General features: G+C 63.3%; 10 protein-coding genes. 8 read left to right on the plus strand and 2 right to left on the minus strand.

From position 1 onward, the window contains the following. Nucleotides 1-147 precede the first annotated feature (147 nt). From EV687_RS11575 to EV687_RS11605, 7 genes are all read left to right on the plus strand, one after another. The gene (locus tag EV687_RS11575) at nucleotides 148-945 is read left to right on the plus strand and encodes a MipA/OmpV family protein (protein WP_122228634.1); all 798 of its coding nucleotides are present in this window, start codon (nucleotides 148-150) and stop codon (nucleotides 943-945) included. A gap of 59 nt (nucleotides 946-1,004) precedes the next feature. Beyond that, nucleotides 1,005-1,955 carry an MlaA family lipoprotein gene (locus EV687_RS11580; RefSeq protein WP_122228631.1) on the plus strand — a complete coding sequence of 317 codons (951 nt, stop codon included), beginning with the start codon at nucleotides 1,005-1,007 and terminating at the stop codon, nucleotides 1,953-1,955. Between the two features lie 136 nt (nucleotides 1,956-2,091). Beyond that, complete coding sequence (locus tag EV687_RS11585; protein ID WP_122228628.1) at nucleotides 2,092-3,165, plus strand: HlyD family secretion protein; 1,074 nt, start codon at nucleotides 2,092-2,094, stop codon at nucleotides 3,163-3,165. A gap of 3 nt (nucleotides 3,166-3,168) precedes the next feature. Further along, nucleotides 3,169-5,925, plus strand: a complete 2,757-nt coding sequence (rbbA, locus tag EV687_RS11590) for a ribosome-associated ATPase/putative transporter RbbA (protein ID WP_122228625.1) — start codon at nucleotides 3,169-3,171, stop codon at nucleotides 5,923-5,925. A gap of 1 nt (nucleotide 5,926) precedes the next feature. Beyond that, entirely contained in the window at nucleotides 5,927-7,051 is a 1,125-nt protein-coding gene (locus EV687_RS11595) for an ABC transporter permease (protein ID WP_122228623.1), read from the plus strand. Between the two features lie 321 nt (nucleotides 7,052-7,372). Continuing rightward, nucleotides 7,373-8,398 (plus strand): lipid A deacylase LpxR family protein, encoded by a 1,026-nt coding sequence (locus tag EV687_RS11600; protein WP_242612605.1) that lies wholly within the window; start codon nucleotides 7,373-7,375, stop codon nucleotides 8,396-8,398. 529 nt (nucleotides 8,399-8,927) lie between these two features. Then, the gene (locus EV687_RS11605) at nucleotides 8,928-9,821 is read left to right on the plus strand and encodes a LysR family transcriptional regulator (protein ID WP_122229001.1); all 894 of its coding nucleotides are present in this window, start codon (nucleotides 8,928-8,930) and stop codon (nucleotides 9,819-9,821) included. 20 nt (nucleotides 9,822-9,841) lie between these two features. On the opposite strand, the gene EV687_RS11610 is transcribed toward EV687_RS11605, so the two are convergent. Further along, a complete protein-coding gene (locus EV687_RS11610; RefSeq protein ID WP_122228617.1) occupies nucleotides 9,842-10,129 on the minus strand; it encodes a helix-turn-helix domain-containing protein in 288 nt (95 codons plus the stop codon). A 109-nt stretch (nucleotides 10,130-10,238) separates the two neighbouring features. On the opposite strand from EV687_RS11610, the gene EV687_RS19400 reads away from it, so the two are divergent. Then, nucleotides 10,239-10,913 (plus strand): LysR family substrate-binding domain-containing protein, encoded by a 675-nt coding sequence (locus EV687_RS19400; RefSeq protein ID WP_122228614.1) that lies wholly within the window; start codon nucleotides 10,239-10,241, stop codon nucleotides 10,911-10,913. Nucleotides 10,914-11,047: 134 nt separating this feature from the next. Here the strand turns inward: EV687_RS19400 and EV687_RS11620 are convergent, their stop codons facing one another. Further along, the gene (locus tag EV687_RS11620; protein ID WP_122228611.1) at nucleotides 11,048-12,985 is read right to left on the minus strand and encodes a tyrosine-type recombinase/integrase; all 1,938 of its coding nucleotides are present in this window, start codon (nucleotides 12,983-12,985) and stop codon (nucleotides 11,048-11,050) included. Between the last annotated feature and the right edge of the window lie 180 nt (nucleotides 12,986-13,165).

Genomic DNA, 13,165 nt, shown 5'->3' on the forward strand with positions numbered 1-13,165 from the left:
TCGTGCGCGCATGACTGCGAACAGGGACCCGCCGCGGTGACCAGCAGGCCGCCTGACATGGAATGAGCCCACGCCCATTCATGCCTGCGGCCAACAGTAAAGAGCAATGAGACTTTCCCCCTAACGCATCACAGAAAGGACCACCCCATGTCTCAACACAAGAACTCTCGTCATCCGCTGGCCTCGTCCAAGCTGAGCCTCCTCGCCACCCTGGCGCTCGCCACCGCAGGGGTACCGGCTGCCTTCGCGCAGGAAAGCCAAGCCAAGGACCGCCATGGCTGGCAAGCCCTGGGCATCGGCGCCGTCGTGCTCGACAAGCCCTACCGCGACTTCGACCGCGAAGTGCTTCCGCTCCCCTTGATCTCCTACGAAAGCAAGTGGATCAGCGCCACCGTGCCCACGTTCGACTTCAAGGCCTACTCGACGGAGAACTTCTCCTTGCGCCTGCGCGCCCGCTGGGCCGGCGATGGCTACGAGGCCAAGGATTCTCCCGTCCTCACCGGCATGGAAGAGCGCGATTCCAGCCTCTGGGCCGGCGGCGCTGTGACCTGGAAAACCAGCTTCGCGAACCTCAGCGGTGAAGTGCTGGCCGATGCCATGGGCAACAGCAAGGGCACGCGCGCCAAGGTGCAGATCGACCGTCGATTCGCGGCCGGCAGGTTCGGCTTCACCCCGCGCCTGGCCGCAGAGTGGGTCGACGACAAGTACGTCAACTACTACTACGGCGTGCAGCAATCCGAGGTCCTGGCCAACCGGGCCTTCTATGAGGGCAAGGCCACCACGAACGTGCAGTTCGGCCTGCGCATGGACTACTCGCCGTCGCGCCACCATTCGATGTTCGTGGACGTCGGCGCCACGCGCTTCGGCAGTTCCATCAAGGACAGCCCGCTGGTGGACAAGGCCACCGGAGCCACGCTGGCAGTCGGCTACGCCTACCGCTTCTGACGCTCTCATCAACCCCACCGCCATGGGCACTAGCTGCCTATGGCTCAGGAGAACTCGGAATGAAGACTATCCAATCCCTTGTGCTGGCCGCGATCGTGCTGGGCACCAGCGCGTGCGCCAGCAATGCTGTGAAGCAAGCACCGGCAGCCGGGCTGAGCGACGCCCCCTCGACCTCCGCGACACTGGCCGCATCCGCGGTCGAGGCGCCACCAGCCGCCGTCGCCATCACACCGCTCTCCGCAGACACCAACGCGTCAACCGGCACGGCTGCGGATGCCATCGCGTCCCCAGTCGCCGCGTCCACCCAGACGACGCAGACCAGCGCTAACGCGCCCGAAGCGATGACGCAGGCCGAGCAGGAAGCCGAGGCACTGTATGCCACCCCAGCGGTGCGCGACCCCTGGGAAGGTTTCAACCGCAAGATGCACAGCTTCAACAACGTGCTGGACCGCTTCGTCCTCCGGCCGGTGGCCGTGGGCTACGACAAGATCACACCCGATCCCGTGCAATCTGGCGTGTCGCGCTTTTTCAGCAATCTGCGCCTGCCCGCCACCGCCATCAACCAAGCGCTTCAGGGCCGTCCAGGGGACGCCGGCCAGTCGCTCGGTCGTTTCGTCGTCAATTCCACGGCCGGCATCGGCGGAGTATTCGATCCGGCAAAGCACATCGGCATGCCCAAGCCTGATGGCGAGGATCTGGGTCAGACACTGGCGACGTGGGGTTGGCGGGACTCCCGCTACCTGGTGATGCCGATCATGGGCCCTCGCACGGTACGTGACGCACTGGGCGGCTTAGGCGACCAGCAGCTTTCGGTCATCAACCAGATCGATAGCTCAAGCGTGGCGGACAAGTTGCAGATCATGCAAATGGTGGATGTTCGCGCGCAATTGCTCCCGACAGACCAGATGCGCAGGGACGCGATCGACGACTACACCTTCGTACGAGACGCTTGGGCACAGCGGCGCAATCGCCAGATCGAACAGGACCTGCGAGGCAACCGCGTCGATTGACGCGCTTGCTTCAGATCGGCAAGCGCGCAGTTGTGGCGCAGGTCTGCGCTCGTGCATGTCTGCAGGCACGTTCTGCGGCATTCCGACTGCGCGCGATCCGGCATGTGTTGCGACAGACCAAGGATGAACCTTTGATATGAATCCAGTACGCAAGAAGCAATTGGCGCTTCTTATTTTCTCGGCGGCCTTGGTCAGCGTTGTCTACTTTGCGTGGGTCCTGCTCAGGCCGAGCGCCCCCGGAGAGGGCTTCGTCAGCGGCAATGGTCGTATCGAAGCCACCGAAATCGATGTGGCGACCAAGCTGGCCGGCCGCCTTGAAGAACTGCTCGTGCGTGAAGGCGACTTCGTCACCGCTGGTCAACCGTTGGCCCGCATGCAGCTGGACACCTTGCGCGCGCAGCGCGACGAGGCCTTGGCGCTTCAAGAGCAGTCCGAGCAAACCGTCTCCGCCATGGAGGCGCAAGTCGCGCTGCGAGAAAGCGATCATGCCGCAGCGCAAGCGCTGGTCGTCCAGCGCGTCGCTGAACTGGACGGGGCCAAGCGCCGACTCGACCGCACCCGAACACTGGCCCAGGACGGTGCCGCGTCAGCGCAGCAACTCGACGACGACCGCGCCAGCATGCATAGCCTGGAGGCCGCCGCTGCTGCCGCAAGGGCACAGTCCACAGCGGCGCAAGCGGCCATCACTGCGGCCCGCGCCCAACTCGTTGGCTCACGCTCCTCAGTCAAAGCCGCCACGGCGACCCTGGCACGCGTGCAAGCGGACATCGACGACAGCGCCCTGACCGCTCCCCGCGACGGACGCATCCAGTTCCGCGTCGCCCAACCCGGCGAAGTGCTCGGAGCCGGTGGGCGTGTGCTCAACCTGCTCGACCTGTCGGATGTCTACATGACCTTCTTCGTGCCCGAGACCGCGGCCGGACGCATCGCGCTGGGCAGCGAGGTGCGCATCGTGCTCGATGCCGTCCCGGACACCTACATCCCCGCCACCGTCTCCTTCATCGCCAGCCAGGCGCAGTTCACGCCCAAGACGGTCGAAACGGCCAGCGAGCGCACCAAGCTGATGTTCCGTGTGCGCGCGCTGATCGCTCCCGAGTTGCTGCGCCGCGACCTGGAGCAGGTCAAGACCGGGGTGCCGGGGGTGGCCTGGATCAAGCTCGACCCGGACGCCGCCTGGCCGAAGGCGCTGTCCACCTCGGCGGCCGAGTAAGGCATGGCCAACGGCACCGCGTCGCCGGTCGTGCGCCTGCAGGGCGTCCATCTGCACTACGGCAAGCTCGAGGCGCTGGCCGGCATCGACCTGGACGTGCCGGCCGGCTGCATGGTCGGCCTGATCGGCCCGGACGGCGTGGGCAAGTCCAGCCTGTTGTCGCTGGTCTCCGGCGCTCGCGCCGTCCAGGGCGGCACGATCGAAACCCTGGGCGGTGACATGCGCAGTCGGCGCCACCGTGAGCAGGTGTGCACGCGCATCGCCTACATGCCGCAAGGCTTGGGCAAGAATCTGTATCCCACCCTGTCGGTGGAGGAGAACCTGCAGTTCTTTGCCCGCCTGTTCGGCCACGATGCGGCCGAGCGGCGACGGCGCATCGACGCGCTGACGCGCTCCACCGGGCTGCATTCCTTCCTCGACCGACCGGCCGGCAAGCTCTCGGGTGGGATGAAGCAGAAGCTAGGGCTGTGCTGCTCCCTGATCCACGACCCTGACCTGCTGATCCTCGATGAGCCGACCACCGGCGTCGATCCGCTGGCCCGCTCGCAGTTCTGGGACCTCATCTCACGCATTCGCCGCGAGCGCCCCGGCATGAGCGTGATCGTCGCCACCGCCTACATGGACGAGGCTCAGCGCTTCGACTGGCTGGTGGCGATGGACGACGGCAAGGTGCTCGACAAGGGCACCCCGGCCGAGCTGCTCGGCCGCACCGGCACCGATTCACTGGAGGCGGCCTTCATCCAGTTGTTGCCGGACGAAAAGAAGCGCGGCTACGCGCCGGTCGAGATTCCGCCGCTCGACGCCCCCGAGGACGACATCGCCATCGAGGCGCAGGACCTGACGATGCGCTTCGGCGACTTCGTTGCGGTCGACAACGTCTCCTTCCGGATCCGCCGCGGCGAGATCTTCGGCTTCCTCGGCTCCAACGGTTGCGGCAAGTCGACCACCATGAAGATGCTGACGGGCCTGCTGCCGGCCAGCGAAGGCCGGGCCTGGCTGTTCGGCCATGAAGTCGATCCCAAGGACCTGGATACCCGCCGGCGGGTGGGCTACATGTCGCAGGCGTTCTCGCTGTACGGTGAACTGACCGTGCGCCAGAACCTGGAGCTGCATGCGCGGCTGTTCCACGTGCCCGAAGCCGACATCCCGGCCCGGGTGGACGAGATGATCGCGCGCTTCGATCTGCACGCCTCGCAAGACGCGTTGCCGGACGGCATGCCGCTGGGCATGCGCCAGCGCCTGTCGCTGGCCGTGGCGATGGTGCACAAACCGGAACTGCTGATCCTGGACGAGCCCACCTCGGGCGTGGACCCGATCGCGCGCGACAGCTTCTGGCGGCTGCTGATCGAACTGTCGCGGCGCGACCGGGTGACGATCTTCATCTCCACTCACTTCATGAACGAGGCCGAGCGCTGCGACCGCATGTCGATGATGCATGCAGGCAAGGTGCTCGACAGCGACGTGCCGGCGCGACTGGTCGAAAAGCGTGGTGCCCAGACACTGGAGGAGGCCTTCATCGGCTACCTGGTCGAGGCTGGCGGAGGCACGCCCGAGCCCGACGAGGACGCGAAGGCACCAGCGTCGCAGACACCCGATGCATCCCTCACTCATGTCGCCATCCCCAGACGCTCCGGCTTCAGCCTGCAGCGCATGCTCAGCTACCTGTGGCGCGAGACGCTGGAACTGCAACGCGACCGGGTGCGCGCCACGCTGGCGCTGGGCGGCTCGCTGATCCTGCTGATCGTGATCGGCTTCGGCGTCAGCAACGACGTCAACAACCTGCGCTACGCGGTGCTCGACCGCGACCAGACCACGCTCAGCCGCAACTACGCCCTGGAGTTGTCGGGCTCGCGCTACTTCACCGAGCGGCCGGCGATCACCGACTACGCGGAGATCGACCGGCGCATGCGCAGCGGCGAGCTTGCACTGGCGATCGAGATCCCGCACGGGTTCGCGCGCGATGTGCAGCGTGGCAAGCAAGTCGCCATCGGCGCATGGTTCGACGGCTCCATGCCGCAGCGCGCCGAGACGGTGCAAGGCTACATCCGCGGCATGCACCAGCACTGGCTGGCCGACCAGGCCCGCATGCAGGCCAGTACGACGACGCGCACAGGCGAAATCACAGTGCAGGGGCGCTACCGCTACAACCCCGACGTCAAGAGCCTGCCCGCCATGGTTCCCGCGGTGATCCCGATGCTGCTGCTCATGCTGCCCGCGATGCTGACGGCACTGGCGGTGGTGCGGGAGAAGGAGATCGGCTCGATCATCAACCTCTACGTGACGCCGGTGACCCGCACCGAGTTCCTGCTGGGCAAGCAGCTTCCCTACGTGGGCCTCGCGATGATCAACTTCGCGCTGATGCTTCTGCTGACTGTCACCGTCTTCGGCGTGCCGGTCACCGGCAGCGTGCTGGCGCTGACGCTGGCGATGCTGATCTATTGCGTCTGCGCCACGGGCATGGGGCTGCTGGCCTCGGCCGTGACCAAGAGCCAGATTGCGGCGATGCTGATCGCGATGGTCGGCACCATCATCCCGGCCACCAAGTTCGGCGGCATGTCCGATCCGGTGTCCTCCCTGGAAGGGGTCGGCCGCCTGATCGGCGAGATCCACCCGGCCAACTACATGTTCACCATCAGCCGCGGCGCCTTCAACAAGGCGCTGGACTTTGGGGATCTGGTGTCTTCCATGTGGCCGATGCTGCTCGCGGTCCCGATCATCCTTGGCGCCTCGATCGCGCTGCTGAAGAAGCAGGAGCGCTGAGATGAGGATGCTGGCAAATGTCTACCGCCTGGGCGTCAAGGAGTTGTGGAGCCTGCGCCGCGACACGGCGATGCTGGTGTTGATCGCCTTCACCTTCACCTTGTCGGTGTACTCCTCGGCATCCTCCACGCCGCCGACGCTGAACAACGCGCCTATCGCCATCGTGGACGAGGACCATTCACAGCTGTCGCAGCGAATCATCTCGGCCTTCTATCCACCAGAGTTCAAGTCGCCGGTGCTGATCTCCCACGCCGAGGTGGACGAGGGCCTGGACAAAGGCACCTATACCTTCGTGCTGAACATCCCGGTCAATTTCCAGCGCGATGTCTTGGCCGGGCGTGGGGGCGAAGTCCAGCTCAACACCGACGCCACGCGCATGAGCCAGGCCTTCCTGGGCAGCGGCTACATCCAGCAGATGGTAATGGGTGAGATCGACGAGTTCGTCAATCGGCACCGCAGCCAGACCACCCCGCAAATCGACCTGGAGCAGCGGGCCCAGTTCAACCCCTCGCTGGACAAATCCTGGTTCGACAGCCTGTCGCAGATCGTCAATCAGATCACGATGATCTCCATCATCCTGACCGGCGCAGCGCTGATCCGCGAGCGCGAGCACGGCACCATCGAGCACCTGCTGGTGATGCCCGTCACGCCCACCGAGATCATGCTGGCCAAGATCTGGTCGTCGGGACTGGTGGTGTTGGTGGCCTCGATCCTGTCACTGAACCTGGTCGTGCGCGGCCTGCTGGGCGTGCCGGTACAAGGCTCGCTGACGCTGTTCTTCATCGGCGTCGCGCTGCATCTTTTCGCCACCACCTCGATGGGCATCTTCATGGCGACGGTGGCGCGCAACATGCCCCAGTTCGGCATGCTCGTGGTGCTTACGCTGCTGCCGCTGCAGATGTTGTCGGGCGGCAGCTCGCCGCGCGAGAGCATGCCCGAGCTGCTGCAGAACATCATGCTGGTCGCGCCCACCACGCACTTCGTCGAACTGGGGCAGTCGGTGCTGTTCCGCGGCGCCGGGCTGGAAGTCGTATGGGTGCAGTTGCTGTCACTCGCGTTGATCGGCACCACCCTGTTCACGCTGTCCCTGCTGCGGTTTCGCAAAACCATTGGGCAGATGGCGTGATGACGACTCGACCGCATCAGGCGGATCCATCCCACGCAGCGGCGCCGCGATGCGCGCCGTGGTCGACGGCCGACGCATCGCCACTCATTCCAACCACGCGGGCCGTCAGTACTTGGCTTGCCAATACAACAAGGACTCTTGAGATGTACGGCAGACTGCATCACCCGATCGACCACAGCAGTGACTCGCGGCATGTACTGCCTGAGGTAGGCGCCAAGAGGAGCCAGGAGGCGGCGCGTAACGCATCGAGTCGACGTGCTGATGCGTAGGCTGGTGAAATGTTGGCGCACACAGCGACTGCGCGCCGCCAGGGCCACAGGCGTGCTGCTCGCGATCGCCGCGGGTGCGGCGGCCGGAGAGACAAGCCAATGCGCATCCAATCCAACGCGGCTGGCTGACCAGTCGACGCTGAATTTCCGCATCGATAACGACCTGTTCGGCGGGCTGGGCCAGGACCAGGGGTATTCCAATGGGTTTCTGGTGACTTGGGTCTCGCCCAACCTCGGCGACTACGTGGATGACCCCTGTCTTCCCGCCAGCATGCGACGGCTCAACCGCTACCTGGAGTGGCTCAATCCTGCTGGTTTCGACGAACAGAACATGACGATGGGCATTGGACAGCTCCTGTTCACGCCCACCGATCGGACACGCACCGACCTTATCCGCGATGACCGCCCTTATGCCGCCGCATTGCTGTATGGCTGGGGTTACAACGCCCGGCGTGGCGACCATCTGCGGACCTCACAGGTGCGTATCGGCATGGTCGGCCCCTCGGCGAAAGGCCGGCAGGTCCAGGACTGGTGGCACGGGATCATCGGCACGGATCGCTTCCAGGGATGGGAGAACCAACTGCGCGATGAACCCGTGTTCCAGATCCTGCACGAGCGCCGCAACCGGATTGCTCGACACGAAAGCCCCAGTGGGTGGGGCTGGGATGCCATCGGGCACTGGGGTGGCAGCTTTGGCAACTTTGCCACCTACGCCAACGCTGGCGGCGAGTGGCGTTTCGGGTATCGCTTGCCGGATGACCTGGGCACGGCCCCTCTGCGACCCGGCGGCGAGAACATGTCCCCCGTGCGCGTCCATCCTGCCCAGTTGTGGAACACCCACTTGTTCGTAGCCCTCGATGCACGCTGGGTGCTTCGCGACATCACGCTCGACGGCAACACTTTCAAGGCGAGCCACAGCGTCGACAAACGTCCCCTCGTGGCAGACATCGGCTATGGCATCGCAGTCACCCGCGGGACCTGGCGCTTTGCCTTTGCCCGCTACCACCGCACCCGTGAATTCAACGGGCAGCGCGAAGTTCCCACCTACGGCACGGTCACGATAGGAAAGCGATTTTGAACGGGAACCTCTGTCCATGCCCTTGCAGCATCTCCACGAGCAGGTGCAGACAAGCTGTCTAGCTCGCCCCCTAACCTCTCGCGCTTACGCAAGTCAATTCCAATGAGAAGAACCATGACAGCCAGGATCGAAGAACCGCATATGGCGACCCGGATGACCTGCGGGACGCTCAGCCCACCATGGCGTCGAGTGCACAGGCGCCAGATCGCCAGTCGGTAGCAAAGGCGAGCGACACAAATTCGAGTGCCAATGACGATGACTCAAGAGCATCGCCATTGGCACTCAAGCTGGGTGCTCATGGTGCCGAACGGCACACAGACTTTGGCAGGCGTTCCCCACGCGAGTGCTCATTCCAAATTTGAACTTTCACCATGCAAGCGACGCGACGATGCTGACTGAGATGACGGCCCAGAAGACAGGCTCTCGGGACGGCAAGCACCGTCCCGATGGAGCGGATGCGCCGGAGGCTCACCAACCTCACTACGTAGCTCTGTATGGCGACTTGTCCAGGACGCAGGATCTCCCCTACATGGATTTTCGACATCTTCGCTGTTTCATCGCGCTTGCTGAAGAGCTTCATTTCGGGCGTGCTGCCGAGCGTTTGCACATTGAACAATCCCCCCTGTCTCGCACCATCAAGGAGTTGGAAGATGACCTCGGCGTTCAGCTCTTCGATCGTGATCGCCGAGGCACTCGCCTGACCCAAGCGGGGGTGGTCTTTCTTCAGGACGTGCGCCGCGTGTTCGCCACCATGGAGCAAGCACGCGAGAACGTAAGGGCCGTCTACGAGGGCTATCGGGGCAGCCTGCGCATCGCCGTCTCTGATGGCGCCATCGACCCTCGGATCTCCATTTTTCTAGCACGTTGCCGGGAAGAGGAGCCTGAGATCGAGGTGCGCCTGTCAGAAGTCCCCTTGGCAGAGCAACTTCGTGGACTGCGATCGGGTGACTTTGATATCGGCATCGCTCACACCAACGAGGTCAGTGAAGGCGTGATTGCTGAAGCCCTGTGGCGCGATCAGATCATGACCCTCATACCCGCACGCCACCCACTTCTATCGCACAAGGAGATCCCGCTCGAAGAACTGCTGCGGTTTCCTTTGGTCTTGTGCGATCCGCAGGCCTGCGAAGGGTACAACCGGGAGCTCTCGCGCATCCTGAGATCGCTGGAGCGCCAACCTACGGTTGCCGATCACGTTGCATCCATGGACATGATGCTGGCGCTGGTTGCAGCTGGCTATGGAGTGGGCTTCACATCCTCGACCAAAACTGCCATCTGCCGTCACCCGGATGTCGTTGTTCGACCTCTTGCATCGGAGGATGCGGTCCTCACAACCTACCTGCTTCGGATGGAAAACCCTGCAAGCCCCTTTGCACTGAGTCGCTTCACCGATCGTTTGCGCGACCCTTTGGATGATTCCTGACAGGGTTGAACTACAGGGGCTCAGGTCTTGGCGCGCAATTTTTTCTCGGTCGCTTCAATCAGGTTGGCGGCGCTCATCTCGAGGGCTGCTGCGATCCTGAGAATCAGCGCCAGCGTCGGCATATGCTCGCCGCGCTCGATCTTCCCCATATGGGAGCGTTCAATGGCCGCCTGCGACGCCAATTGCTCCTGCGCCATGCTTCGCTCCATGCGCGCATCACGGACAGCCTGACCGAAAGCCAGCGCGGGTTCGGCTTCAAAAGTCGTCGCGCCTCGTGGACGACCTCGTTGGATCTTCGGCTTCTGCATCAACAGAAGCGTCGAATATCGGGCAACTTTAAACCACGTTATCTTTAACTCTTGCTATGATTTCTTGCTTGACAGATGAGCGTCACATTCACCTTCTGGCAGTCCGCACATGACCAACCCCGGCCACCCGTCGGTGATATTGCTCGGCGTATCACCAGGTACTCCGATCAGAGGCTTGGCCCGCCTCCTGGCGCGGCAGCGTGCTGAAGAGCCGGATACGCCCGTACTTGTCCAAGAGGCGCCGCAAAGGATCCTTTTTCAAGGGCTGATTCGCGGAGCGTTTCACGTAGGGCTTACAGACGCAACGATGCTTCCGGCTGGTTTGAGTTCGCTGCCGCTACTGCAGGAGGACTTGGTTGTGGCGCTGCCGCGTCGATCGCCATTGCTGGCGTACGCATCCATCCCAACGTCGGTAATCCGGGACTATCCGCTGATTCAATGGTGCCCAGACACACACGAGTTCCTGTATCAGCATGTCAGCGCCTTGCTGGGGGAGCATGGCAGCGTCACGCGCACGGTGAAGTCATCCGCCTTGATGGCCTGTCTGGTAGGTGCCGGCTACGGAATTGGAGTTGCACCGCGAACAAGTATCGAACGCCCCCGTGAATGGGGCATTCTTATGCGCCCTTTGCAAGAGGGCAAAAGCAGTCTTCGGACATGCCTTTGCTGGCAAAAGGAACTTCAATCAGGTTCGCTTGGGCGCTTCATTCAGAGGGCCTTTTCCGCTCTTCCCACATTGCGTCAACCATACCAACCGCGACACCTCGACTCGCCCAAGTTCTAGCGTACGCTCCAGGTCGTGCAGCGATAGGCGGACAGATCCCGTCGAAGATGGCTGCTCGCCGTTGTCGGACTTGGACGCAGGGGCCAGATCCTGCAGAGGCTCCAGCCAAGGCACGCTCGATCATGTTGCGCCTTTCATTCGTTTGTCAGCGCTTTGGCATGCGCGACTTCGCTGCTCCTTGATCGGCTCACGGTCTCCATTTCGTGCAACCGGTGCCGCGCCAGCAACGGATAGGCGCTCGGCAGTGCCGGTTCATCCTGCGGCGAGCACTGCTCCACGACCAAGCGCGCAATCTCCTTCACCTTGTCCGGCGTGACGGCATCGAGCGGCCAGCACCCTCCAAGTGCTTCAAGAGGCCGCTGCAACGCATGATAGATGTCCCAAGTATCTACCCCACGCGGGAGTTGCTTGAGGACGGTCTGGACCAGTTCTCGCTTGAGCGGTTCGAGCTGCCAGACGGGGACACGCTGCCCCCTGTTGCCCAGTTGGATCGACAGCAGGTTGCCGGCCTGAATTTCATAGGTGATCCAGCGACGGGACTTGCCGGCCAGTCTCGCGTAGTCAGCGACCACCAGGTTGTCCGGCCCTTCGAAGACTTCGAGTACTTTCAAGCGCTCGCGCTGCAACTCGGAGAGCTTGGGCTTGGCGTACTCCGGCATTTCCACGGACGAGAGCCGCTGCGTCGAGGGCGTGATGGTCGGCATGGACTGGTTGGAAGGCGCCACCAGCATGATCGGCGCATGCTGGCCCGGCGTGGGCAGCGGCGTCACCTCCTGGCCCGCAATGGTCGGCAGTCCCTGCAGGTGGATGGTCAGGTGCATGCTAGCGAGCTGGACCTGGTTTTGCTCGAACAGGTCCAGGCGATCGGCCCAGTCCTGCATCATGACCCGGCGCTGCTCGACGTACTCGGCATGGTTGTAGGTGGCGCTGATGCGGTTTGGATCGGCGTGCGACAACTGCGAGTCCACCCAGACCTTGGGATAGCCCAGTTCATTGAGCGCGGTGGAGATCGTGGCGCGGATGCCGTGGCCTGTGAGACGGCCGTCGTAGCCCAGGATCTTGATGGCCTTGTTGACCGTGTTCTCGCTCATCTTTTCGCTGATGCGCTTGACGCCGGGGAACAGATACTTCTGCGCTGGCTTAAATGCATCGAGCATGTGCTGCACTAGTTCGATGGCCTGCACCGACAGGGGCACGATGTAGGGCGGGATGTCCGCGACGCTTCGGCGCTTCTTCCGGGTCAGCATCTTGCGCTGCTTGAGCGACATCACCGGAATGATCCACAGCCCACGGTCCAGGTCGAACTGATCCGGCGTGGCCAGCCGCAGTTCGCCCGTGCGCACCCCGGTGAGCAGCAACAAGCGGATGGCCAGTTGCGTCTTCAGCATGCCGGGATACTTTCGCATCGTCTGCAGGAACTCCGGGAGCTCCTGCATCCGAAGGAACGGGTTGTGCTCCACGGGCGGCAGCGGTACGGCCACGACATGCAGATCGTTGGCGGGATTGGTCTCCATGGCAGGGATGACCACCATGGCATAGTCGAACAGCTGCTTGAACCAGGTGCGCACCTTCTCGGCCACCGACAGAGACTCCCGCTTTTCGATGCGGCCGATGATCTCCAACAGGATCGGGCGGGTGATTTCGTAGATGGTCAGCCGCTTCAGGTGCGGGAAGACGTCCTTCTTGAAGACACGCCGGATCTGGGAGAGCGAACTCTGGCGGCCCTCCTCAAGGGTGAGCTGGCGGTGTTCCATCCACTTCTCGTAGACGGCCATGAAGGTGTTCTCGCCGGCGAGCTTGGTCGCCTGGCGCTTTTGCTTGCGATCGAGCCGGGGGTTAATGCCCTTGGCGATGAGCGCGCGCGCCTGGTCGCGCAATTCGCGCGCCTCGCGCAGTGACAGCTCGGGGTAGCTACCCAGCGACAGGCGGGCGCGCTGATCGAGCCAGGTGTATCGGAAGTACCAAGCCTTGGTCCCGATCGCTGAAATGTGCAGGTAGAGACCATCGAAGTCTGCGATGGTGTACGGCGAGCCGGTGACCTTGGCCTGCCGAACCATGACGTCTGTGAGCATGTGTCCAACTCCTCGTGAAGCGAGTTGGATGCATCGTCATTCCGGGGGACCGGCTCCTCCAGCAACAATGCGGCACGAGGCTCGCCGCATTGATTTGTGACCACTTTTAGGACCACTTGAGGGTGGCTGTCAGTGGATCTCGCTGGATGTCAGTGGACTGGATCGAGGGGTGAATCTCAA

It is taken from the genome of Corticibacter populi (assembly GCF_004217315.1).
GTDB classification, from domain to species: domain Bacteria; phylum Pseudomonadota; class Gammaproteobacteria; order Burkholderiales; family Burkholderiaceae_C; genus Lampropedia; species Lampropedia populi.

What these genes read in the sequence shown, in the direction of transcription:
- EV687_RS11575 (WP_122228634.1), top strand. Translation starts at nt 148, where the DNA reads ATGTCTCAACACAAGAACTCTCGTCATCCGCTGGCCTCGTCCAAGCTG.
- EV687_RS11580 (WP_122228631.1), top strand. Translation starts at nt 1,005, where the DNA reads ATGAAGACTATCCAATCCCTTGTGCTGGCCGCGATCGTGCTGGGCACC.
- EV687_RS11585 (WP_122228628.1), top strand. Translation starts at nt 2,092, where the DNA reads ATGAATCCAGTACGCAAGAAGCAATTGGCGCTTCTTATTTTCTCGGCG.
- rbbA (WP_122228625.1), top strand. Translation starts at nt 3,169, where the DNA reads ATGGCCAACGGCACCGCGTCGCCGGTCGTGCGCCTGCAGGGCGTCCAT.
- EV687_RS11595 (WP_122228623.1), top strand. Translation starts at nt 5,927, where the DNA reads ATGAGGATGCTGGCAAATGTCTACCGCCTGGGCGTCAAGGAGTTGTGG.
- EV687_RS11605 (WP_122229001.1), top strand. Translation starts at nt 8,928, where the DNA reads ATGGATTTTCGACATCTTCGCTGTTTCATCGCGCTTGCTGAAGAGCTT.
- EV687_RS11610 (WP_122228617.1), bottom strand. Translation starts at nt 10,129, where the DNA reads ATGCAGAAGCCGAAGATCCAACGAGGTCGTCCACGAGGCGCGACGACT.
- EV687_RS19400 (WP_122228614.1), top strand. Translation starts at nt 10,239, where the DNA reads ATGACCAACCCCGGCCACCCGTCGGTGATATTGCTCGGCGTATCACCA.
- EV687_RS11620 (WP_122228611.1), bottom strand. Translation starts at nt 12,985, where the DNA reads ATGCTCACAGACGTCATGGTTCGGCAGGCCAAGGTCACCGGCTCGCCG.